Source organism: Bordetella genomosp. 7 (assembly GCF_002261265.1).
Classification (GTDB): Bacteria; Pseudomonadota; Gammaproteobacteria; order Burkholderiales; family Burkholderiaceae_B; genus Bordetella_A.
Genome location: NZ_NEVK01000008.1, coordinates 273,137 through 296,191, shown reverse-complemented (window position 1 = coordinate 296,191; position 23,055 = coordinate 273,137). Strand labels below are relative to the sequence as shown.

Annotated in this window: 20 protein-coding genes and 1 tRNA gene; 10 read left to right on the top strand and 11 right to left on the bottom strand. The window is 65.6% G+C overall.

Annotation, left to right across the window (positions count from 1 at the left end; translation table 11 throughout):
* Positions 1–6 precede the first annotated feature (6 nt).
* Both CAL19_RS17260 and CAL19_RS17255 read left to right on the top strand, forming a co-directional pair.
* Entirely contained in the window at positions 7–1,449 is a 1,443-nt protein-coding gene (locus tag CAL19_RS17260; RefSeq protein WP_026639877.1) for a S41 family peptidase, read from the top strand.
* Complete coding sequence (locus CAL19_RS17255) at positions 1,446–2,213, top strand: HesA/MoeB/ThiF family protein (protein ID WP_026639876.1); 768 nt, start codon at positions 1,446–1,448, stop codon at positions 2,211–2,213. Before CAL19_RS17260 ends, CAL19_RS17255 begins: the two co-directional genes overlap by 4 nt.
* 3 nt (positions 2,214–2,216) lie before the next feature.
* Here CAL19_RS17255 and CAL19_RS17250 read toward each other — a convergent pair whose 3' ends face one another.
* From CAL19_RS17250 to CAL19_RS17240, 3 genes are all read right to left on the bottom strand, one after another.
* Complete coding sequence (locus tag CAL19_RS17250) at positions 2,217–3,095, bottom strand: LysR family transcriptional regulator (protein WP_026639875.1); 879 nt, start codon at positions 3,093–3,095, stop codon at positions 2,217–2,219.
* Positions 3,096–3,175: 80 nt separating this feature from the next.
* Positions 3,176–5,251 (bottom strand): pyridoxamine 5'-phosphate oxidase family protein, encoded by a 2,076-nt coding sequence (locus tag CAL19_RS17245; RefSeq protein WP_094797516.1) that lies wholly within the window; start codon positions 5,249–5,251, stop codon positions 3,176–3,178.
* A 52-nt stretch (positions 5,252–5,303) separates the two neighbouring features.
* Positions 5,304–5,915, bottom strand: a complete 612-nt coding sequence (locus CAL19_RS17240) for a glutathione S-transferase family protein (protein ID WP_026639873.1) — start codon at positions 5,913–5,915, stop codon at positions 5,304–5,306.
* A gap of 171 nt (positions 5,916–6,086) precedes the next feature.
* Between CAL19_RS17240 and CAL19_RS17235 the strand changes: the two genes are divergently transcribed.
* From CAL19_RS17235 to CAL19_RS17225, 3 genes are all read left to right on the top strand, one after another.
* Positions 6,087–6,812 carry a FadR/GntR family transcriptional regulator gene (locus CAL19_RS17235; RefSeq protein ID WP_094797515.1) on the top strand — a complete coding sequence of 242 codons (726 nt, stop codon included), beginning with the start codon at positions 6,087–6,089 and terminating at the stop codon, positions 6,810–6,812.
* Positions 6,809–8,221: an FAD-binding oxidoreductase gene (locus tag CAL19_RS17230; RefSeq protein WP_094797514.1), complete on the top strand. Its 1,413-nt coding sequence runs from the start codon at positions 6,809–6,811 to the stop codon at positions 8,219–8,221. Before CAL19_RS17235 ends, CAL19_RS17230 begins: the two co-directional genes overlap by 4 nt.
* Before the next feature lie 61 nt (positions 8,222–8,282).
* Positions 8,283–9,713, top strand: a complete 1,431-nt coding sequence (locus tag CAL19_RS17225; protein WP_094797513.1) for an aldehyde dehydrogenase family protein — start codon at positions 8,283–8,285, stop codon at positions 9,711–9,713.
* Between the two features lie 224 nt (positions 9,714–9,937).
* Here the strand turns inward: CAL19_RS17225 and thiC are convergent, their stop codons facing one another.
* Positions 9,938–11,851 carry a phosphomethylpyrimidine synthase ThiC gene (thiC, locus tag CAL19_RS17220; RefSeq protein WP_094797512.1) on the bottom strand — a complete coding sequence of 638 codons (1,914 nt, stop codon included), beginning with the start codon at positions 11,849–11,851 and terminating at the stop codon, positions 9,938–9,940.
* 325 nt (positions 11,852–12,176) lie between these two features.
* Here thiC and CAL19_RS17215 point away from each other — a divergent pair, with 325 nt between their 5' ends.
* The gene (locus CAL19_RS17215; protein ID WP_094797511.1) at positions 12,177–12,758 is read left to right on the top strand and encodes a SecDF P1 head subdomain-containing protein; all 582 of its coding nucleotides are present in this window, start codon (positions 12,177–12,179) and stop codon (positions 12,756–12,758) included.
* Positions 12,759–13,129: 371 nt separating this feature from the next.
* Here the strand turns inward: CAL19_RS17215 and CAL19_RS17210 are convergent, their stop codons facing one another.
* From CAL19_RS17210 to CAL19_RS17180, 6 genes are all read right to left on the bottom strand, one after another.
* The gene (locus CAL19_RS17210) at positions 13,130–13,573 is read right to left on the bottom strand and encodes a helix-turn-helix domain-containing protein (protein WP_094797510.1); all 444 of its coding nucleotides are present in this window, start codon (positions 13,571–13,573) and stop codon (positions 13,130–13,132) included.
* Positions 13,574–14,359: 786 nt separating this feature from the next.
* Entirely contained in the window at positions 14,360–15,496 is a 1,137-nt protein-coding gene (gene proB, locus CAL19_RS17200; RefSeq protein WP_026638967.1) for a glutamate 5-kinase, read from the bottom strand.
* 69 nt (positions 15,497–15,565) lie between these two features.
* Positions 15,566–16,690, bottom strand: coding sequence for a GTPase ObgE (gene obgE / locus CAL19_RS17195; protein ID WP_094797508.1), 1,125 nt, complete (start codon positions 16,688–16,690; stop codon positions 15,566–15,568).
* 70 nt (positions 16,691–16,760) lie between these two features.
* Entirely contained in the window at positions 16,761–17,021 is a 261-nt protein-coding gene (gene rpmA, locus CAL19_RS17190; RefSeq protein WP_026638965.1) for a 50S ribosomal protein L27, read from the bottom strand.
* Between the two features lie 36 nt (positions 17,022–17,057).
* Positions 17,058–17,369: a 50S ribosomal protein L21 gene (gene rplU, locus CAL19_RS17185; protein WP_012251502.1), complete on the bottom strand. Its 312-nt coding sequence runs from the start codon at positions 17,367–17,369 to the stop codon at positions 17,058–17,060.
* Between the two features lie 273 nt (positions 17,370–17,642).
* Complete coding sequence (locus CAL19_RS17180; RefSeq protein WP_038852139.1) at positions 17,643–18,413, bottom strand: IclR family transcriptional regulator; 771 nt, start codon at positions 18,411–18,413, stop codon at positions 17,643–17,645.
* Positions 18,414–18,527: 114 nt separating this feature from the next.
* Between CAL19_RS17180 and CAL19_RS17175 the strand changes: the two genes are divergently transcribed.
* From CAL19_RS17175 to CAL19_RS17165, 3 genes are all read left to right on the top strand, one after another.
* Positions 18,528–19,682 (top strand): fumarylacetoacetate hydrolase family protein, encoded by a 1,155-nt coding sequence (locus tag CAL19_RS17175; RefSeq protein ID WP_094797507.1) that lies wholly within the window; start codon positions 18,528–18,530, stop codon positions 19,680–19,682.
* Between the two features lie 126 nt (positions 19,683–19,808).
* Positions 19,809–20,774, top strand: coding sequence for an octaprenyl diphosphate synthase (ispB, locus tag CAL19_RS17170; protein ID WP_026638962.1), 966 nt, complete (start codon positions 19,809–19,811; stop codon positions 20,772–20,774).
* A gap of 42 nt (positions 20,775–20,816) precedes the next feature.
* A tRNA-Pro gene (locus tag CAL19_RS17165) sits at positions 20,817–20,893 on the top strand.
* 118 nt (positions 20,894–21,011) lie between these two features.
* Here CAL19_RS17165 and CAL19_RS17160 read toward each other — a convergent pair.
* Positions 21,012–21,785 carry an SDR family NAD(P)-dependent oxidoreductase gene (locus tag CAL19_RS17160; RefSeq protein WP_094797506.1) on the bottom strand — a complete coding sequence of 258 codons (774 nt, stop codon included), beginning with the start codon at positions 21,783–21,785 and terminating at the stop codon, positions 21,012–21,014.
* A 218-nt stretch (positions 21,786–22,003) separates the two neighbouring features.
* Between CAL19_RS17160 and CAL19_RS17155 the strand changes: the two genes are divergently transcribed.
* The gene (locus CAL19_RS17155) at positions 22,004–22,900 is read left to right on the top strand and encodes an IclR family transcriptional regulator (protein ID WP_094797505.1); all 897 of its coding nucleotides are present in this window, start codon (positions 22,004–22,006) and stop codon (positions 22,898–22,900) included.
* Positions 22,901–23,055 lie beyond the last annotated feature (155 nt).

Below are 23,055 nucleotides of genomic sequence, written 5' to 3'. Positions count from 1 at the left end.
GTGTGCATGGGCACTCGCAAGTTTCGCGGTTTCGGTCTGGTCGCCATCGGCGCGGTGGCGGGCATTTTGCTCAGCCTGGGCGTCACTGCGCTCGCGCAGCGTGGCAGCCCCCTGCCGCTGGATGAGCTCAGGCAGCTCAGCAATGTGTTTGCCGCCATCAAGAACAACTACGTCGAGGCGGTCGACGACAAGACCCTGATCAACAATGCCATCTCCGGCATGGTGTCCAGTCTAGACCCGCACTCGGCCTACCTGGATGCCGACGCGTTCCGCGATATGCAGACCAGCACCCAGGGCGAATTCGGCGGCCTGGGCATCGAGGTCGGCGCCGAAGACGGTTTCGTCAAGGTCATCTCGCCCATCGAAGACACTCCGGCTGCGCGCGCGGGCGTCCTGGCGGGCGACCTCATCATCAAGATCGACGACACGCCCACCAAGGGCATGTCGCTCAGCGAAGCCGTCAAGCTCATGCGCGGCGCGCCCAAGACGCCTATCACGCTGACCATCATGCGCGCCGACAACCCGCAGCCGGTGGTGGTGCGCATCGTGCGCGACATCATCAAGGTGCGCAGCGTGCGCAGCAAGATGCTCGATGGCGGCGTCGCCTACGTGCGCATCGCGCAATTCCAGGAGAAAACCGGTTCCGACCTGGCCCGCCAGCTCAAAGAGCTGGGCGCCAAGGGCGCCCCCAAGGGCCTGATCCTGGACCTGCGCAATGATCCCGGCGGCCTGCTGACCAGCGCCATCGGCGTGTCCGCAGCGTTCCTGCCGCCCGATGTGCTGGTCGTGTCCACCGATGGCCGCACACCCGATTCACGCCACAAGTACCTGGCCACGCCGGCCGAATACGCGCGCGGCGAAGGCAATTACCTGGCGGGCCTGCCGGCGTGGGTCAAGACGGTGCCCATGGTGGTGCTGGTCAACGTGGGTTCGGCCTCGGCCTCCGAAATCGTGGCCGGCGCGCTGCAAGACCACAAGCGCGCCAAAGTGCTCGGCAACCGCACGTTCGGCAAGGGTTCGGTGCAGATCATCCTGCCGCTCAGCCAGGACACCGGCGTCAAGCTCACCACGTCGCGCTATTTCACGCCCAGCGGCCGCTCCATCCAGGCTACCGGCATCGAGCCCGACTACGTGGTGGCCGACACGGCCGATGGCGACCTGTTCCGCCTGCCGCGCGAAGCCGATCTGCAACGCCACCTGTCCAACAACCAGAGCGACGAGATCAAATCCACGCTCGATCTCGACACGCCGCCGCCCGCGGCCAAGATGTTCGAGTTCGGCGGCAAGGACGACTTCCAGCTGCAGCAGGCCCTGAATCTGCTGGCCGGCAAGCCGGTGCAAAAGGGCAATCTCCGCGCGCAAGCCAAGGCATCGGCCGCGGCGGGCAGCGGCGACCCCGAGCGCCTGACCATCACGCCGTCCGGAGTCGAGCCCGCCAAGGCCAAATGAACGACCAGCAACTGCTGCGCTATGCGCGGCATATCCTGCTCAACGAGCTGGGTATCGAAGGCCAGGAAAAATTCCTGGCCGGCAAGGTCCTGATCATCGGCGCGGGCGGCCTGGGGTCGCCCGCCGCGCTGTACCTGGCCACCGCCGGCGTGGGCGATATCACCCTGGCCGACGACGACACCGTCGAGCTCAGCAACCTGCAGCGCCAGATCCTGCACGTCAATGCCAGCGTGGGCCGGCCCAAGGCCGAATCGGGGCGCGACACGCTGGCGGCGTACAACCCCGAAACCCGTGTCACCGCCCGTGTCGAACGCCTGGACGGCCAACGCCTGGGCGACGCCGTGGCGGCCGCCGACCTGGTGCTCGATTGCACCGACAACTTCACCACCCGGCACGCCATCAACCGGGCTTGCGTGCAGCATCGCAAGCCGCTGGTGTCCGGCGCTGCCATCCGCTTTGACGGCCAGGTCAGCGTGTACGACCTGCGGCGCGACGACTCCCCGTGTTATCACTGCCTGTTTCCCGAGGCCGACGAAGTCGAAGAGGCCAACTGCGCCACTATGGGCGTGTTTGCGCCGCTGGTGGGCATCATCGGCGCCACGCAGGCCGCCGAAGCCCTGAAGCTGCTGGCCGGCATCGGCGAAAGCCTGGCAGGCAGGCTGCTGTGGCTGGACGTGCGTACGATGCAATGGCGCAGCGTCAATGTGCAGCGCGACCCCGAATGCCAGGTGTGCGGCCACAGGGCGCCCGCCGCAGCGGCATAGCCGTCAGCGTCCGCGCAGCGCCGCCACCGCCAGGTCTACGAACGCTCGCGTTTTAGCCGGGGCCTGCCGGCCTTCGGTATAGACCACGTGTATGGGCAGCGGCGGGTCTTCATAATCGGCAAGCACAATCTGCAGGCGCCCTTCGCGCAGGGCCGGCTCGATCTGGTAGTGCAGCAGCCGCGTCAGCGCCAGGCCGGCCATCGCCGTGTCGATGGCCGAATCGTTGGTGTTGAACTGCAGCCAGTTGTGTATGGTGACGCGCTGGTCACCTGCAAAGCGCCATTCCGGCGAACCCCATACCCCCGTCGACGCCGCGATCCGGTGTTTTTTCAGATCGGCGGGCGTCAGCGGAACCCCATGCTGTTCGAAGTACTCGGGCGCGCCACACACCACGCGTCGCACCGTGCCCACCTGTACCGCGGCGAAGCTTGAGTCCTGCAGGTGTCCGATGCGTATCGCCACATCTATGCCTTCGTCGATCAGGTTGACCTGGCGATCGACGAACATCACGCGGCAGTCGACATTGGGGTACTGCTGCACATATTCGTGCACGACAGGCAGCACGTACATGCGTCCGAACAGTACCGGGGCAGTGACCGACAGCGTTCCGGAAGGGGCGGCATAAAAGCCGGCCGCGGCGGCTTCGGCCTCTTCGATGCTGGCCAGGATGCGCCTGCAATCGTCCAGGTATCGTCCGCCGGGCTCCGTGAGTTTTACCGACCGTGTCGTGCGCACGAACAGTCGCGCGCCTATGGCGTCTTCGAGCGCGGCAATGGCGCGTGTCACGGCAGCCGCGCTCATCTGCAGTTGACGGGCCGCCCCCGCGAAACTTGCCGTCTCGGCCACTTTTACGAAGATGCGCATTGCCTGCCAGCGGTCCATTCGGGGCTTCTCCCGCATGTTGATCCGCCTTGTATATTACGTGGCCCGGCCCCGGCCGCCATGGCGCGAAGGGCGGCGCGCTAAAGCGCCAGGTGCACCGCCTGGGCTCGGTCGGCGTCTTGTTGCGCCGGCACCGCGCAGCAGAGCAGCACTTCATCGGCGGCAACCGCGGCGGTCGGTTCCTTCGTATAGGTGATGGCGCCTTTGAGCAGCCGGGTCCTGCAGCTGCCGCAGCTTCCTGTGCGGCAGCCGAAAGCCGGATCCAGGCCGCATGCCTCGGCCAGTTCGAGCAACGAACCCGATCCGGGCGTCCATCGTGACTCTGTTGCCGACTCCAGAAACATCACCGGCACGGGCCCGGCAGCAGGCGCGGGCCGCGCCGGGGCAGGGGACGCGGGCGTGCCCGGGGCATCCGGCGTGCGCACGAGCGACGCCGGGCCGAACGCTTCGGCATGGATGCGCGAGTCGGCCACGCCGTTGCCGCGCAGTCCGTTGTACAGGGCCTGCACGAACGGCGGCGGGCCGCAAAGAAACCAATCGCAGTCGTCAAACGGCAGCCGGCGCGCCAGCAGCGCCATATCGATGCGGCCCGCTGCGTCATAATCCTGGCCTTCCTGCGCGCCGGTTGTGTCGCCAAGCACGCGCACCAGCCGCAGCGCCCCTTGCGACGCGGCGGCCAGCTCGGAAAGTTCGGCATCGAAGGGGCGCTCGGCCTTCGAACGCGCGGCGTAGAACAGCACGACGGGCCGCATGTGTCCGGTGCGCCGGCCTTCATGGATGCTATGGCGCAGCATGGCGAGCAGGGGCGTGATGCCCACGCCGCCCGCCAGCAGCACGGCGGGCCTGTCCGATGCGGCAGACATGGTGAACTGGCCCGCCGGCCTGCCGGCTTCGATGACGTCGCCCGCGCGGATACGGTCGTGCAGGTATTGCGAAACGGTTCCCTGGCGTTTGACGCTGATGCGATAACCTCCGTCTGACGGCGCGACAGACAATGTGTAGGTGCGTATCGCCCGCGCGCCGCCGGGCAGGCCGACGCGTATGGGCAGGTGTTGCCCGGCAATGTGCGGCGGCGCCCCCTGTCCGTCCGCCGGCTCCAGGTGAAATGATCGTATCGATGCGCTTTCGTCAACGATGCGCGTCACCGCAAAAGGCCGCCAGCGTGTCGAGGGTTGGCTGGGGCGCAGCCGTGTTGCGGCTTGCCGCCAGTCGCCCGTCATCAGCGTATGGGGCGACCCGCCTTGCTCGCGGACCGACCAGCGCAGCGGCAATGCGCCGGCGCTTTGCACGACGCGGCGCGGGCGAAAGGTCCACAGGCGCTGCGCCCCCTCGAACGCCGCAATCTCCGGCGAATCCAGGATCACTGCCGCATCGCCGCTCATCTGCAACATGTCGCCCGTCCTGAAGTCCACGAACACCAGGCCCGCCTTGCCGTTGTGCACGATATTGCCCAGTGTGTTGAAGAACAGGTTGCCATCGAAGTCGGGGATGGTAAGCAGCCCGTCTTCGTCGATGCGCACGAAGCCGGGCTTGCCGCCGCGGTGCGATACGTCTACCTGGCGGCGGCTTTCGCGGTCGGCGTACGAGGCCACAAAAAATGTGTCGGACGCCTCGATCAGCGCCCGCGCCGCAGCGTCCAGCCCGTCCAGGCGCACGCGCGGCGCATCCCCGCGTTCGCGAGGGTCGCGCGTGAACGCGAAGTCGCGCAGCTGGATGTAGCGCGGGCAGTTGCCGAAACTCTGGTCGACGTCGACGCGCACCTCATCGTCCAGCGCCGCAATGATTCCGTTCATGCGGTTGCGCCGGCGAGTATGCAATTCGATGCCCAGCAGCCCGATAGACTGGCCGACGCGCAGGCCGGCCGCGGCAGGGTCGCCTTCATCGGCGCGCGCAGCGATGTGCAGCGTCGTCGGCGTGGGCGACGCCATGAACCCCGGCTTGCCGCATACCAGCGTTGCCCAGGCGTCGCCATCGCTATCGACCAAACCCAGCACGACAAAGGGCAACTGCGCATAGAACTCGCGATGCTGGTCGGGCATGTAATCGCGGATCACACGCTGTCCCAGTTCCCGCATGCGCTCGGCCACCCCCAGATTTTCTTGAAGAAAGGTCTCGCCCGCGTGCCAGGCGGGCAGCTTGGGCAGGATGGCTGTCATTGTTGGCGTCCGGTAAGCGTAAGGCGGAAAGCGCTGGGCGTGCCGGCGCCGCTCAGGCCGCCGGTTGTGCAGGGGTGTGGGCAAACGGCACGAAGCCCGGCAGTGCTTCTATCCGGCGCAGCAGGCGGTTTACGGCGGCGTAGCCGTCCAGGTCGACATGGCCTTCAGGTGCGCGCACAACGTAGCTATAGATCGCGATGTCGGCGATCGTGGGATGGCCGGCAGCCAGCCAGTCCCGCCCGGCCAGGTGGTTTTCCAGTTTTTCCAGCAACGCATGCGCCCGGCCGATGACTTCATCGGCATGGAATGGGGCGCCAAACAGCGCCACCAGGCGGGCCGCCCCGGGCCCGTACGCGACTTCGCCGGCCGCGACGGACAGCCAGCGCTGCACCCGGGCGGCGCCTTCCGGATCTTCGGGCAGCCAGTCGGTCCGTCCGGCTTTCTTGGCCAGGTACACCAGGATGGCGTTCGAGTCTGCAACGATCACGCCATCGTCGTCCAGCACGGGAATCTGCCCGAACGGATTCAGCGCCAGGAATTCCGGCGTCTTGTGCTCTCGCCGGGTCACATCGATTTCTATCAGTTCGTGAGGCAACCCCAGCAGTCCAAGGAACAGGCGGGCGCGGTGGGCGTGACCGGAAAGAGGGTGGTGGTAGAGCTTCATCGGGGTCTCCGTCAGAGAGGCCGGCATGTGCCGGGCCATGACGAGAGCTTAGTTACCTCGATGCAAGTCGTGAATACGCTGTTTTGTCACTTGATAATTGCTTTCAACGCAATAATCTGGCTTTCGCGACTAAAGTTCTCAGATAACCTGAAGACATCGTACAATACCGGGATGCTGACCAAGTCGCTAACCCTGACCGAACAGGTCGCCGGCAAGCTGGCGTCCGACATTGCCGCCGGGCGTTACCCGGTGGGCACCAAGTTGCCCGCAGGCAAGGCGCTGTCGCAGCTTTATGGCGTAAGCGCCGCCGTCATCCGCGAGGCCACCGAGCGGCTGCGCGCCCAGGGGCTGGTGCAAAGCCGGCAGGGCGCCGGGTGCACCGTGGTGTCGCGCACGGCCAGTCGGGGCTTCCAGGTGCCCGGCCGGGTCGCGCTCGACCGCGTCCAACTGGCCTGCGTGTATGAACTGCGCATGGAACTCGAAGGCGGCGCGGCGGCCTTGGCCGCCCTGCGCCGCAACGACGCCGACCTCGAAAAAATGGCGGCCTGCCTGGCCGCGCTGGAAAGCCCCGCATACCATGCCGATGAACAGGGCGTGGAGCAGGACATCGGCTTTCACGCGGCCATTGCGGTGGCCACGCACAACACCTACTACCAGCAGTTGCTGCAGTACCTCAACTTGCAAGTGCGCGCCGCCGTACGCATCGCCCGCGAAAACACGCAGCAGCACCAGGCCAACCTTGCCGCAGACGTATATCGCGAACACGTGGCGTTGTACGAGGCCATTGCCGACCGCGACGCGCCGCGCGCACGGGCGGCTGCCGTACGGCATCTGCAGCGCGCCGCCGAGCGGCTGCGGCTCGATTTCTCTTCTATCCAATCCGGGTCTACACCATGAATCCCACTGAATTCCCGCAGCGCCTGGTGCAGGCGCTGGGTCCCGATACCGTGCTGACGGCGGCCGACGATATCGCGCCCTGGCTAAGCGACTGGCGAGGCCTGTACCGAGGCAACGCCCAGGCCGTGGTTCGGCCGCGCCGCACCGAAGACGTCGCACAATGCCTGGCGCTGTGCCAGCAAGAAGGCGTGCCGGTGGTGCCGCGCGGAGGCAACACCGGCATGTGCGGCGGCGCCACGCCCGACCAGGGTGCCGCCAACGTCGTGTTGTCGCTGGACCGCATGAACCAGGTGCGCTCCATCGACACCATCGCCAACACCATGGTGGCCGAAGCGGGCTGCATACTGGGCAACCTGCGCCGCGCCGCCGACGAGGCCGGCCGCCTGCTGCCGCTCAGCCTGGCTGCCGAAGATTCATGCCAGATCGGCGGCAACGTTTCCACCAACGCCGGCGGCGTCAATGTGGTGCGCTACGGCATGACGCGCGAGCTGGTGCTGGGCATCGAAGCGGTGCTGCCCACCGGCGAAATCTTCCATGGCCTGCGCACCCTGCGCAAAGACAACACGGGCTACGACCTGAAGCAGTTGCTGATCGGCGCCGAAGGCACCCTGGGCGTGATCACGGCCGTGGCGCTGCGCCTGTTTCCGCGTACCGGCGTGCGCTCCGTGGTGCTGGCGGCGGTGCAGTCGCCCAGGCAGGCCCTGCAGCTATTGCAGCTGGTGTACGAGCAGTGCGGGCCGCGGCTGCAGGCATACGAATTCTTTACCGGCGAATGTCTTGAACTGGTGCTGGCCCACGCGCAGGGCGTGCAGAATCCTTTCGCGCAGCGCTATCCAGGCTATGTGCTGATCGAACTGGCGGACACGGCCGACGAAACGGCCCTGAATGCGCTGCTGGAGAGCGTGGTCGGCGACGCCCTGGAACGCGAGCTGTGCCTGGACGCCGCCGTGTCCGCGTCGCTTGCGCAACTGCAGGCCATGTGGAAGCTGCGCGAAGAAATCTCCGAATCGCTGCGCGCGGAGGGCCCCCATCTCAAGCACGACATCTCGCTGCCCATCGAGCGCATCCCCGATTTCATGGAATCGGCCGAAGCCAGATTGCGCCAGTCGCATGGCGATGTGCGGCCTTTCATCTTCGGCCATTTCGGCGACGGCAACCTGCATTACAACCTGTCGCGCCCGGCCGGCGCTCCCCGGGAATGGGCGGCCGAACACGGTGCGGCCGTAACCGATGTCGTGCTGGACGAGGTCAATCGCTACGGGGGCAGCATCAGCGCAGAACACGGAATCGGTCAACTCAAGCGCGACCATTTCCTGCATAGCAAGAACCCCCTTGAACTGCGTCTGATGCGCGATATCAAGCGCCTGCTCGACCCTGCGGGCATCCTCAACCCGGGCAAGCTGCTGTAAGTCCGGCGCCCGCCCGGGGCGGCGCAACGCGTTTTGCACATTTACTTGAAGGAAGAGACATATGCATGCCAACTACATCAACGGAGCGTGGGTCGAAGGCATCGACACGCGCAGCAACATCAACCCTTCCAACCTGGCCGACGTAGTGGGCGAGTATGCGCAGGCAGACGCGGCGCAGACCGCCGATGCCATCGCCGCGGCCCGTGCTGCGTCATACGAATGGGCCCGAACCACCGGCCAGCGTCGGGCCGACATTCTGGATGCGGTGGGCACCGAGATTCTGGCGCGCAAAGAAGAACTGGGCCGTCTGCTGTCGCGCGAAGAAGGCAAGACCTTGCCCGAGGGCATCGGCGAGGCCACGCGCGCGGGCTATATCTTCAAGTTCTTCGCCGGCGAAGCGTTGCGCATCCAGGGCGAAAAGCTGCCCATGACGCGACCGGGCATCGAGGCCGACGTGACCCGCGAACCGGTGGGCGTGGTCGGCATCATTGCGCCGTGGAACTTCCCCATCGCGATTCCCGCCTGGAAAATCGCGCCCGCGCTTGCCTATGGCAATACGGTGGTGTTCAAGCCCGCCGACCTGGTGCCGGGCAGCGCATGGGCGCTGGCCGAAATTCTCAGCCGCGCCGGCCTGCCGCCGGGTGTGTTCAACCTGGTGATGGGCCGTGGCGGCATCGTGGGTCAAACCATCCTTGACGACAAGCGTGTAGACGCGATCAGCTTCACGGGCTCTGTCGCGACCGGCCGCCGCGTGGCCCAGGCCGCGATGATGCGCATGGCCAAGGTGCAGCTGGAAATGGGCGGCAAGAACCCCATGGTGGTGCTCGACGACGCCGATTTGAAGGTTGCGGTAGAAAGCTGCGTCAACGGGGCGTTCTTTTCCACCGGCCAGCGCTGCACCGCCTCCAGCCGTCTGATCGTGCAAAAGGGCATCTATCCGCGCTTTGTCGAGGCCGTGCAGGAACGCCTGAAAACCCTCAAGATCGACGATGCGCTGCTGCCGGGCACCGACATCGGCCCGGTGGTAGACGACAGCCAGCTCGAGCAAAACCTGAAGTACGTACAGATCGGCCGCGACGAAGGCGCCCGGCTTGCCTATGGCGGCGAGCGCGTCAAGCGTGCAGCCGATGGCTACTACATGAATCCGGCGCTGTTCGTCGATTGCGACAACAGCCTGCGCATCAGCCGCGAAGAGATCTTCGGCCCGGTGGCCACCGTCATTCCAGCCGACTCTTTCGAACATGCGCTGGAACTGGCCAACGACACCGAATTCGGCCTGTCGGCGGGCATATGCACCACGTCGCTGAAGTACGCCACGCAGTTCAAGCGCGACGCGCAGGCGGGCATGGTAATGGTCAACTGCCCCACGGCGGGCGTCGATTACCATGTGCCGTTCGGCGGCCGCAAGGGTTCCAGCTACGGCCCGCGCGAGCAAGGCCGCTACGCCGCCGAGTTCTATACCACCGTCAAAACCGCCTACACCGCTGCCTAGATCCGGCATCGCCGGCGCCGCCCGCCACACATAGGTGTCTGACACCTGAAGGTGTCAGACACCACCCGTGACGGCCAACGGTCCGCTCTCCAGGCAACCCAGGTTGCCCCGGTGTCTGACTCCGAAGGTGTCAGACACCCCCCGCGACGGCCGACGGCCCGTTCGCAAGGCAACCCGGGCCCCCCGGTGTCTGACTCCGAAGGTGTCAGACACCCCCCGAGCGATCACGTCTGGTGGTAAATCTCCGCGCCTTTCTTCACGAACTCGACCGCTTTTTCCTGCATACCCTTCTGCAACGCCTCTTGCTCGGCAACACCTTGCGCTGCTGCGTAGTCGCGTACGTCCTGCGTGATCTTCATGCTGCAGAAGTGCGGGCCGCACATCGAGCAGAAGTGCGCCACCTTCATCGAGTCCTTCGGCAGGGTTTCGTCATGGAACTCGCGGGCGGTGTCGGGGTCCAGCCCGAGGTTGAACTGGTCTTGCCAGCGGAACTCGAAACGCGCTTTCGACAGTGCATTGTCGCGAATCGCCGCGCCCGGATGGCCCTTGGCCAGGTCCGCAGCGTGGGCGGCGATCTTGTACGTGATGATGCCGTCTTTCACGTCTTTCTTGTTGGGCAGGCCCAGGTGTTCCTTCGGCGTCACGTAGCACAGCATCGCGGTGCCATACCAGCCGATCAGCGCGGCGCCGATGCCCGACGTGATGTGGTCGTAACCCGGCGCGATGTCGGTGGTCAGCGGGCCCAGCGTATAGAACGGCGCCTCGTGGCAGTGTTCCAGCTGCAGATCCATGTTTTCCTTGATCATGTGCATGGGCACATGGCCCGGGCCTTCGATCATGACCTGCACATCGTGCTTCCAGGCAACTTGCGTCAGCTCGCCCAGCGTCTTCAATTCGGCGAACTGTGCCTCGTCGTTGGCGTCATAGCCCGAGCCCGGACGCAACCCGTCGCCCAGCGAAAAGCTCACGTCGTACGCCTTCATGATCTCGCAGATTTCTTCGAAGCGCTCGTACAAGAAGCTTTCTTTGTGATGGGCCAGACACCATTTGGCCATGATCGAGCCGCCGCGCGACACGATGCCTGTCATGCGATCGGCCGTCATGGGGATGAACGGCAGGCGCACGCCCGCGTGTATCGTGAAATAGTCCACGCCTTGCTCGGCTTGCTCGATAAGGGTGTCGCGGAAGATCTCCCACGTCAGTTCTTCGGCCTTGCCGTCGACTTTCTCCAGCGCCTGGTAGATGGGTACCGTGCCGATGGGCACAGGCGAATTTCGCACGATCCATTCGCGGGTTTCGTGAATGTGCTTGCCTGTGGAAAGATCCATCACCGTGTCGCCGCCCCAGCGGATCGCCCAGGTCATTTTTTCGACCTCTTCGGCGATGCCCGAGCTGACGGCCGAATTGCCGATGTTGGCGTTGATCTTGACCAGGAAGTTGCGGCCGATGGCCATCGGCTCGATTTCCGGATGGTTGATGTTGGCCGGAATAATGGCCCGACCGCGCGCAACTTCCGAGCGCACGAATTCCGGCGTGATCACATCGGGAATGGATGCGCCGAACGACTGCCCGGGGTGCTGGCGCGTCAGGCGGCGCGCCAGCTTCTCGCCGTCGGGGCCGCTGGCGCGCAGGGTCTCCAGGTAATGTTCGCGGCGCAGATTCTCGCGTATGGCCACGAACTCCATTTCCGGCGTGATGATGCCGCGGCGTGCGTAGTGCATCTGCGTGACATTTGCGCCCGCCTTGGCGCGGCGCGGCGGGCGCTGCAAGTCAAAGCGCATGGCGGTCAGCTTCGGGTCGTTCAGGCGCTCGCGGCCGTATGCGCTGGACGGTCCGTCCAGCAGTTCGGTGTCGCCGCGCTCTTCAATCCAGGCCTTGCGCAGGGCCGGCAGGCCGCGGCGGATGTCGATACGAACGTCAGGATCAGTATAGGGGCCGCTCGTGTCGTACACCGTCAGGGGCGGATTCTTCTCGCCGCCGAACATGGTGGGCGTGTCGTCCTGCGCGATTTCGCGAAACGGCACGCGGATATCCGGACGCGTGCCGGTTTCGTACACTTTGCGCGATTGGGGAAGCGGCGTGACGGCAGCGGCATCGACTTCCGCCGTGGCTGCCAGGAACTTGGGATTGGCGTTCATGGAAAGCTCCAATGGTGAATTTGGAGCCGAATCGGGAAGGATTCCGAGCTGGACCGGCCGGAAAGGCCGTGTGCGGCAGGTACGGAATACGCTCCCAGCATCGGCATTATCCGTACTGGTACGAAGGGACTCTCTCAACACGCGGACCGTTGCCGGCCAGCGAGTACCCCTGCGCGAATCCGCAGTATAGGCCGTATTGTCGCTTTACATATGCATACGCTTGGGGCTAGTCGGACCACGCCCCAGACCTGTACACTTTTTTGTAACGCCGGGAAGCACGTAGCCTGGCATGCCAGCCCCCAGTCATTGAAGAAGGAATACCGATATGCAAACGTCTCTACGTAAACTGGCTCCGGCTCTCGCGGTGATGTCGCTCGTGCTCGCGGGCTGCCAGACGGCGTCCAAGAAAGACGCCGATGCCGCCGCCCAGCCCCAGCCCCAGGCTACGCAGCAAGCCACGGTATCGGTGGTGGAGTTCTACGTGGCCCAGGCCCAGGGCGGTCCCGGCCTGATGGAAGTAAAAGTGCCCGACGGCTCGCTGTTCATGCAGCGCCAGCCCGTGCTGACCCGCGCCGACCTGACCGAAGCGGCCGCCCTGGTTGATCGCGAAGGCCAGAACTTCGTGGGCCTGCGCTTTACCGAAGAAGGCGCGCGCAAGCTCAATGACGTCAGCAGCCAGAACATCGGCAATATGCTGGCACTGGTCATCGACCGTGAACTGGTCGCCGCGCCGCGCATCGCCGAGCCGCTGAACCGCGGCGTGCTGGCTTTCAGCGTGTCGTCGGCGCAGGCCGCTTCCGAAATCGCCGCGAAGATCCGCGGCGACCAGGGCGCGCCGGCCAACGGCGCCAGCGCCACCCCGCCCTCGCCGGCCGCCCCCACCGCGCCGGCCTCCAAGGTGCCTTGACGGAACAGGGCCATCCAAGGTCCGGGCGCACGGCTGTTCCCGCCGAAACCGGACTTGTCTGCTGTCGGGCCGGTGCTCACCATGGTGTCTGACACCCTTCGGGAGTCAGACACCGTATGCGCACGATCGGGGCGTCCGACCGTTCCTGCCGAAACCGGACTTGTCTGCTGTCGAGCCGGTGCTCACGATGGTGTCTGACACCCTTCGGGAGTCAGACACCGCGTCGCTACGTCCGGACCTTATCGCATACGGTGTCTGACTCCCGAAGGGTGTCAGACACCTTCCCGCTAGAACGCGGTCGTTAATGGTGGACGCGCTACATAAACAGAAACAAAATTCCGGGCTCGCACGCCGGGAAACAGTCGCCCGGCTCATCGGCCCTTGCGTCGCCTGGCCTCGCCATACGATTGCAGATAGCCATCCACCATCATCCGCAACCACTTGTCCAATTCACGCCTGGCCGAGGCGGGCAGGGCGTTGACCCGCGACGGCGCCACGCTGGGAAAAGGCCAGGGCGTCAAGGGCGGCGGGCTGCCTGGCGCGTCGCCTTCCATCACCTTGCTGCCCGCCGGCGCGGGCGTATCCGGGGCGGTATAGACCGTGCGCCGGTCTATCGGGCCGTTGCCGGTTTCCAGCCATTCGGACTCCACGCGCAATACCTGGGCAATCTTGCGTAACGAGCGGCTTGAACGCCGCTCGCCGTTTTCATAGCTGGCAATCGTGCTTTGCGACAACCCGCAAGCACGCGCCAGCGACTGCTGGGTATGTTGGCGCAGCACCCGGGCGTGCTTCAATCGGTCCGAAAATGTCTTCACCGGCCGATTGAACCGTGCTAAGGAATTACATTGGCGATCTAAATTATTACGTTTGTAATTTTTCTCTCGGGCGGCCAATGCAGACGATAGAAGCCATCGTGATCCAGGGCGGCATTTCGCCTCGCCGACCGCAGCTGGTGCGGTCATTGGCCTCTGTGGGCTGGTCGGTGCGCGACGGTGCGCCCGGCAACCTGGGCGAGCTGGCCCGTACCGGGCCGGCGCAGGTCGTCCTGCTGGATGCGCCTGCGGCATCACTGCGCCACCTGATCGTCGCGGCGCGCAATGGCGCGCCGCAGGCGGTTCTGATCGTGCTTGCGCCCTATGGCGAAGTCGAATCGCGCATCCTGGCCTTGCAGGCGGGCGCCGACATGGCTTGCCCGCTGGAAATCGACGTACGCGAACTGGCCTGCCTGGGGCGCGCGCTGCTGCGCCTGCGCGACGGTGTCGCGCCGCCTGCCGAGGCGAACTCGCCGGCCTGGCGCCTGGCCGAAGGGGGGCGGGTTCTGGCCGGGCCGCACGGCCAACGCCTGCCCCTGACTTTCGCCGAAAGCGCTTTCTTCCTGCGCCTGCTGGGGGCGCCCGGACACCGCTTGCCGCGGGAACAACTGGTTTGCGCGCCGCCCCGACGATCAGCCCGGCGGCAATCGTCGCGCAGCGTAGACGTGCTGGTGTCGCGCCTGCGCGCCAAGGCCCAGCGGCTGGGCGTGCAGCTGCCGCTGCTGGCGGTCAGGCAGTGGGGCTATATCCTGCTGGCCGATGGCGGCGCCGCGCCCGACGTTCACGCGGCTACACCACCACCAGGTTGTCGCGATGCATCAGCTCGGGGTCGGTCATGCTGCCCAGAATGCGGGCAATCTGTGACGACGGTTGGCGCAGAATGCGCCGAGTATCGGCCGACGAATAATTGATCAGGCCGCGCGCGCATTCGTTGCCGTGCATGTCCACGCACGCCACCACGTCGCCGCGGCCGAACTCGCCCTGCACCTCCACCACGCCGATGGGCAGCAGGCTTTTGCCCTCGTGCAGCAGGGCGCGTACGGCGCCGTCGTCCAGGATCACCCGACCGCGCAGGCGCAGATGGTCGGCCAGCCATTGCTTGCGCGCCGACCACACCGGCAACACGGCCTGAAGCTCGGTTCCGATGCATTCGCCGCCGGCCAGCCGCGTCAGTACGTTGGGCTCGCGGCCGGACGCAATCACCGTGTCCGCGCCGCTGTGGGCTGCCCGCTTGGCCGCCAGAATCTTGGTCAGCATGCCCCCGGTGCCTATGCCTGTGCCGGCGCCGCCCGCCATGGCTTCCAGCGCGGGGTCGCCGGCCTGCGCATGGGCCACGAACCGGGCATCGGGGTTCTTGCGTGGGTCGGAATCGTACAGGCCGCGCTGGTCGGTCAGAATGACCAGCGTATCCGCCTCGATCAGATTGGTGACCAGCGCGCCGAGCGTGTCGTTGTCACCCAGGCGGATTTCATCGGTGACCACGGTGTCGTTTTCATTGACGATGGGCACGACGCCCAGGCGCAGCAGGGCAAAGAGGGTGCTGCGCGCATTCAGGTAGCGGTGGCGGTCGGCCAGGTCTTCGTGGGTAAGCAGGATCTGCGCCGTGCGCAGGCCGTATTCGGCGAAGGCCGCCTCGTAGGCCTGGCACAGGCCCATCTGGCCCACGGCGGCGGCGGCCTGCAGCTCATGCATTACCGAGGGCCGCTTGCGCCAGCCCAGGCGCGCCATGCCTTCGGCGATGGCCCCGCTGGAAACCAGCACTACCTGCTTGCCCTGCTGGCGCAGCGCCGCGATCTGGGCGGCCCAGTGCGCCACCGCGGCGCGGTCCAGGCCGCGCCCTTCATTGGTAACCAGGGATGAGCCGACCTTTGCCACGATGCGCGTGGCAGAGGCGACAACAGAGACGGCGGTAGAGTCGGCAGTCATGATGGCCGGGTGTTGCGATGATCGGTGGGCCGCCGCGCAGGCGGCGACAGACGAAAGTGCGATTATGGCTTATTCGTCACCGCCGCGCGGCGTCGCATCGCTGCGCGTTTCATCAAAGCGCGGATCTTCGGCCACATAGGTGCCATCGGCCTGATCCTGAGCCAGGTGGTCTTTGCGCTGTTGTTCGTCCAGGTAGTCTTGCAGGGCCCAGACCAGCTCTTGCGTGCCGTCGCCGCTCAGCCCCGATATGCCGAACGCCGGGCCTTGCCATTCGAACAGTTCGATGAAGCGCTTGCGGGCGTCTTCGGGGGCGGGCACCATGTCCAGCTTGTTCAGCACCAGCCAGCGCGGCTTGGCGGCCAGTTCGGGGTCGTAGCGGCGCAGTTCTTCGACAATGGCGCGCGCATCGGCCACAGCCTGTTCGATGGGGTCGACGTCCGGGTCGGCCGACGAAATATCCACCAGGTGCAGCAGCACCCGCGTGCGCGCCAGGTGCCGCAAAAACAGGTGACCCAGGCCCGCGCCTTCAGAGGCGCCTTCGATCAGGCCGGGAATGTCGGCCACCACAAAGCTGCGCGACGGCGAGGTGCGCACGACGCCCAGGTTGGGATGCAGGGTGGTGAACGGGTAATCGGCCACTTTGGGGCGCGCATTGGAAATGCGGCTGATCAGCGTGGACTTGCCGGCATTGGGCATGCCGAGCAGGCCTACGTCGGCCAGCACCTTCAGTTCGAGCCGCAGGCGGCGCTGCTCGCCTTCTTTGCCCGGCGTCCACTGGCGTGGCGCGCGGTTGACGCTGGACTTGAAGTGCAGGTTGCCCATGCCGCCCTGGCCGCCGGCGGCCAGCGTTACCTTCTGGTCGTGGTGGCTCAGGTCGAACAATTGTTCGCCGGTGTCGGCGTCGTACACCACGGTGCCTACCGGCACGCGCAGGGTGATGTCGGGGGCTGCCGCGCCGTATTGGTCGGAGCCGCGGCCGTTTTCGCCATTCTTGGCCCGATGCAGGCGCGCGTAGCGGAAGTCGATAAGCGTGTTGATGTTGCGGTCGGCCACGGCAAAGATGCTGCCGCCGCGCCCGCCGTCACCGCCATCGGGCCCGCCCTTGGGGATGAATTTTTCGCGGCGAAAGCTCGCCACGCCATTGCCGCCTTTACCGGCGATGACTTCGATGGTGGCTTCGTCTACGAATTTCATATGTATTCCTGAAGCAAAAAAGCCCTGCCGCATGCGACAGGGCTTTTGCCGTGTAGTTAACGGTAGACCGTTACTCGGCCGCAACCACCGACACGACCTGCTTGTTCAACGGGCCCTTGAAGCCGAATTGAACCTTGCCGTCGATCAGCGCGAACAAGGTGTGATCCTTGCCGATGCCGACGTTGGTGCCGGGATGGAAGCGAGTGCCGCGCTGGCGCACGATGATCGAACCAGCCGGGATTTGCTGGCCGCCAAAAACCTTGACGCCCAATCGTTTCGCTTCTGAATCGCGACCGTTCCGCGTAGAGCCGCCGCCCTTCTTCTGTGCCATGTTAAATAGCTCCTGCTAATCAGTACCGGAGAGTCATCAAGCCGTGATGGCTTCGATGCGGATCTCGGTGTAGTTCTGACGGTGGCCCTGATGCTTCTGATAGTGCTTGCGACGGCGCATCTTGAAGATCTTGACCTTGTCGTGCCGGCCATGCGCAAGAACCGTCGCCTTGACCACGGCGCCAGCGACGAGAGGGGTGCCAACTTTCAGTTGGTCGCCTTCGCCCACCGACAGGACCTGGTCCAGGGTGATTTCTTGCCCAATGTCAGCAGGTATCTGTTCTACCTTGAGTTTTTCGCCAGCGGCAACGCGATACTGCTTGCCACCGGTTTTTACGACCGCGTACATGGGATAGTTCCTTAGGTTTTACCGCTATGGGTATTTACTGCTAGGACGTGAGTCCTGGGTTGGCCGGGGCCGCAAGCCCACGGCAATTACTGCATCGGCATACACCCGCCAGAACACAAGCTGGCAATGCGGGTTGGCACTGCCGGGTTGATCAGCGAGGTTGGCACAGAAGTTGGCACCGTTACGTAACACGCGCCAAAATCGGTGTGCGCCGAACCATAAATTCTAGCGTGCGCCTGTGGAAAAGTCAAAAACCTGTTGCGGGCCGGGCGCTTAGCGTGGTTCCGGGGCCAGGGCCACCCGCGCGGCAATGGAACGCGCCGCCCGTTGCACGCCCAGGGCCACGGCCTGCGCGTGGTGGTCTTCCAGGCGGTCGCCGGGGATGGACGTACTGACCGCCACGCGCTTGCCCAATGCCGTTTCGCCCACGTACGCGGCGTAGCAATGCAGCCCCTGCGCCACCTCTTCGTGCTCTTGGGCCAGGCCCTCGGTGCGCACGCGGGCCAGGTCGGCGAGCAGTGTCGCGCGGTCGGTGCAGGTGCGCTCGGTGACGGGCGCCAGCACCGGGGGCAGCAACTGCTGCAACCGGGCATCGGGCAGGCTGGCCAGCAGGGCTTTGCCCAGCGCGCAGGCATGGGCCGGCAGCCGCGACCCCAGTTCGGACACCAGGCGCACAGGCCGGCGGGCGTCTTCGCGGGCCAGGTAGACCACTTCGGCGCCATCCAGCACCGCCAGCTGCATGACTTCGTTGTGCCGCTCGACGAACTCGCTGGCCGCGGCGCGAAAAGCGGCCTGCAGGCCGTCGTGCCGCAGATACGCCGTGCCCAGGGCCATGAGTTCCAGCCCGATGACATAACCGTCGCCCGCCCGGTCGATCCAGCGCCGACGCACCAGCGTATCCAGCAGCAAGTACAGCGAGCTGCGGGGCATATCGCAGGCGCGGGCCAGGTCGGCAGCCCGCAATGGCGTGCGTTGGCAGGCGAGCGTACGCAGAAGATCGTGCGTGCGGCGTATCGCCGGCACGTCGTAATCGGATACCGACACGGGCTGTCCAATATATTGGATAAAAAATCATTATATTGGACAGTGCCGCGGGCGCTTTCTAGACTTTGCCGATCATCCCCACCAGGGCGCCGAGCCCAACACCGGAGACAACGCATGAACCCGCTCAATGACTTGCCCGTCGACCTCGACCATGCCTTGCTGGTTGGCCGCGTGTGGCGCCCAGCGCCGATAGATGGCCCTTGCGTGGTGGTGGTGCGCCAGGGGCAGGTCGTGGACCTGACCGCGCTTGCGCCCACGGTGGCCGACCTGCTCGACAGCCCCGACTGCGTCGCCATCGCCCGCGAGGGCAAAGGCGAAAGCCTGGGTAATGTGGGCGAGTTGCTGACGCGTACCCTGGCCGGCGACAGCTCTGGGCCCGTGCTGCTGGCGCCCTGCGACCTGCAGCCCGTCAAGGCCGCGGGCGTAACCTTTGCCGTCAGCCTGCTCGAACGCCTGATCGAGGAACAGGCCGGCGGCGACCCCGCACAGGCGGAACAGGTGCGCGCCCGCATCCATGCGCTGATCGGGTCGGACCTGTCGCAACTGCAGCCCGGCTCGCCCCAGGCCATGGCGCTGAAGGCCGAGCTGCAGGCGCGGGGGCAGTGGTCCCAGTACCTGGAAGTGGGCATCGGACCCGATGCCGAGGTGTTTTCCAAGGCGCCGCCCATGGCTTCGGTGGGCACCGGCGCATGGGTGGGGTTGCTGCCCCAGTCTGAATGGAACAATCCCGAGCCCGAGGTGGTGCTGGCCGTCAATAGCCGCAACCAGGCGGTGGGCGCTGCCCTGGGCAACGATGTCAACCTGCGCGACATCGAGGGCCGCAGCGCCTTGCTGCTGACCAAGGCCAAGGACAACAACGGGTCGTGCGCCATCGGGCCCTTCGTGCGCCTGTTCGACGAGCGCTACACGCTGGACGACCTGCGGCAGGACGACGTGTCGCTGCGTATCGAGGGCGACGACGGCTTCGTGCTGGACGGCGTCAGCCACATGCGCGAAATCAGCCGCGACCCGCTCGACCTGGTGCGGCAGGCCAGCGAGTATCACCAGTATCCGGACGGTTTCATGCTGTTCCTGGGCACCATGTTCTCGCCCACCCAGGACCGCGATGGCAAGGGCAGCGGGTTTACGCACCGGCAGGGCGATACCGTGCGCATTTCGACGCCCCGGCTGGGTGCGCTGGTCAACAAGGTGGGCCTGTGCAACGCGATTGCGCCCTGGACGTTCGGCGTGCGCGCCCTGTACGCCAGCCTGCGCAAGCGGGGGCTGTGATCGGCGCGGCGGGCCACGGCGACGCATACCCGTATAATTCGGCAGACCCCGGTTCCGGCGCGGTTCGCCGCCCCGGCGAATCAAAGAGCCACGGGTCGGCTCGCCCTGTCATGTGCCGGATACGTCTTGAATCTCCCTGAGCTGATCGCCCCTATTGCCGATGACATGAAGGCCGTCGACGCGGTTATCCGCGCGCGCCTGGATTCGGAAGTTGTACTCATCCGGACGATCGCCGACTACATCGTCGGCGCGGGCGGCAAACGCATGCGGCCCGCCATGGTGCTGATGATGGCGCGGGCGCTGGGTTACCAGGGCGACCAGCATCGGCTGCTGGCCGCCGTGGTGGAATTCATCCATACCGCCACGCTCCTGCACGACGACGTGGTCGATGAATCCGACCTGCGCCGCGGCCGCGAAACCGCCAATGCCATGTTCGGCAACGCCGCCAGCGTACTGGTGGGCGACTACCTGTACTCGCGCTCATTCGAAATGATGGTCGAGGCCGGCTCCATGCGCATCATGCAGATCCTGTCCGAGGCCACCACGGTCATCGCCGAAGGCGAAGTGCTGCAGTTGCTCAACGTGCATGACCCGGACGTCTCGCAAGAGCGGTACTTGCAGGTGGTGCGCTATAAAACCGCCAAGCTGTTCGAGGCCGCTGCACAGGTGGGCGCGGTGCTGGCCGGCGCCACGCCCGACCAGGAAGCCGCCGCCGCGGCCTACGGGCGCCACATCGGCACGGCTTTCCAGCTGGTTGACGACGTACTCGACTACAGCGGCGATGCCCACGCGCTGGGCAAGAATGTGGGCGACGACCTGCGCGAAGGCAAGCCCACGCTGCCGCTCATCCGCGTCATGGAAACCGGCACCCCGCAACAGCGCGAGCTGATCCGCGACGCCATCAAGACGGGCGACGCCGATTTTGCCGCCGTGGCCCAGGCCATCCAGTCCACCGACGCCCTGGAACACGCCCGGCTGGCAGCCGAAACCGAGGCCGACGCGGCCCGCCAGGCCCTGTCCGGCTTCCCGATTTCCGTTTATCAAGAATCCCTGCTAGAATTTTGCGCTTTCGCGGTAAATCGAGACCGCTGAAAAGCGCGGCGGCTCTGGTAGTACCAACAGCCGCAGGCAAATCGGGGCGTAGCTCAGCCTGGTAGAGTACTGCGTTCGGGACGCAGGAGTCGGAGGTTCGAATCCTCTCGCCCCGACCACTTATGTGGTCGAATTCCCAGGGCCAGATCAGTTTTCAGCTGATCTGGCTTTTTCTATTGGCAAGCCGGTTCTGGCCCGCCCGCCTGGCCGAGGCATGGCGGGCCGTTTTGGCGGGCGCTAGAACTGCACGCTATAGCCGCCGTCCACCCGCAAGGTCTGCCCGTTGACATACGACGCCGCGGGCGAGGCAAAAAACAGCACAGCGCCCACCACCTCCGACGGCTCGCCGGTGCGTTGCTGCGGGTTGCGTTGCCGGATGCGGGCCAGGTTGGCTTCGGTGGTCAACAGGGTGCGGTTGAAGTCGGTGGCAATGGTGGCCGGGGCCACCGCGTTGCAGGTGACGCCATGCTTGCCGTGTTCCACCGCGAGCACCCGCGTCATGGCTTCCAGGGCCTGCTTGCTGATGGGATAGGCGAAATCATCGTCGCGGGCCAGATGCCCGCTCAACGACGACACGTTCACAATGCGGCCGTATCGGTTGCGGCACATCGCGGGCAATACGGCGCGGCAGAGCTCGATCGCTCCGAACAGATTCACTTCGAACACCTGCCGGATGTCGTCGAGCGACAGGCCCGATAAGGGTTGCCGGTTGCGAACGCCGGCATTGTTGACCAGGATGTCGATCTCGCCCAGCGCGTGGCGCACCGTTGCCAGGCCTTGCTCGCGCTGCGCCGCGTTCGCAAGATCAAAGGCGCAGCCCACGGCATGAGGCCCCAGTTGCTCGGCGAGCTCTTGCGCCCGCCGGACATTGCGCCCATGAATCGCCACCCGGGCGCCGTGTCGCAGCAGGCCGCGCGCGATTTCCAGGCCGATGCCGCTGCAGGAGCCGGTCACCAGGGCAGTTTTGCCGGTCAGATCGAAAGAGGCCTCGGGCGTGATGGGGTCGGGCATGGCGTTGAATGGGGGTAGCTGTCGTAGCGGGCCACTATCGCCCAGCCGGCGATCTGCGGTTACCCAGGCGGGCTAAAAAAGTTCATATCATGAAATTTCCCGCGCGCGCGGCACGCGCGATGAAGCCCAGCTTCTAGAATGACCCGGGCCGGCGAGAAATCAGGGCAGACGCCCGCACCCACAAGAAAAACGCCGGCGCAACGGCAAAGGAGAGGAACATGGGTGGGCGAGATATCCCTGCGGCCATCGCGACGACAGCCATGGGGATCGATGCAGCGGCGTTGCCGTCAGACGGCCCCGCGCACGAACCGAAGTCGCGTACGGTGCTGGGCACACGGTGTGTCGAGCGCACACTCTGGTTGCTCAAGACATTGAGCACGCGCGGCGAGTTCGGCTGGCGCCTGTCCGATCTTGCCGAACAGGCGGGGTTGGACAGAGCGACTTGTCATCGCATGCTGACCTGCCTGGTCAAAGAAGGATACGCCCACCGATTTCCGCAGGACGTGAAGTACTACCCGGGGCAGGTGCTATTCGAAATGGGGCTGGCCTTGCCCGAGTACGCGCATTTTCGCGAACTGACTGCGCCCCGCCTGGAGCAGGTCGCCGCCAGTACAGGCTGCATTGCCAGTCTCAGCCTGCGCAGCGGCAACGACACCGTTTGCATTGCACAGAATCGCTCTCGCGCCGATCTGGCCGGCATGCTTATCCGTGTGGGATCGCGTCGTCCGTTGTTCGCCGCCGTGGCGGGCCTGGCCATTTTGCAGTTGTTGGCGCCCGACGAGCGCTCGCGCATCATCGAAGAGAACACGCAGCGCGAGGTTCGCTCACGCGGATCTTCGCGCCTGAAAGATCTGGCGCGCATGCGTGAGCGCAGCGCGGCGGCCGGGTTCGGCTATACCGTCAGCGACCTGGCACCGGGGATCACCGCCATGGGGGTCGCGATACGCGACGCCCATGGCCGCCCGTTTGCCGGCCTGACGCTGACCGGCAGCAATGCGACGCTGCACGAGAATGCCATTGCCGGCCATCACGAACAGATGCTCGACGCCGTGGCAGCCATCGAAGCCGACGCGCGGCAGTCGTTGCGCCCTCCGGCACATGTGGGCGGATACTGATCCGGGCGGCGCCGATCGGCCGGCGTGCATTAAGGCTTTGCCAGGCGTCGGATGTGCATCGTTCACGGCCGCGGCCGGTATAAATTTCGCGCCGTGAAAAAAAGCGGCCGCGCCGGCCTCGGACGGCCTTGTGGCGGGTTGCGCGTCACCCTAGC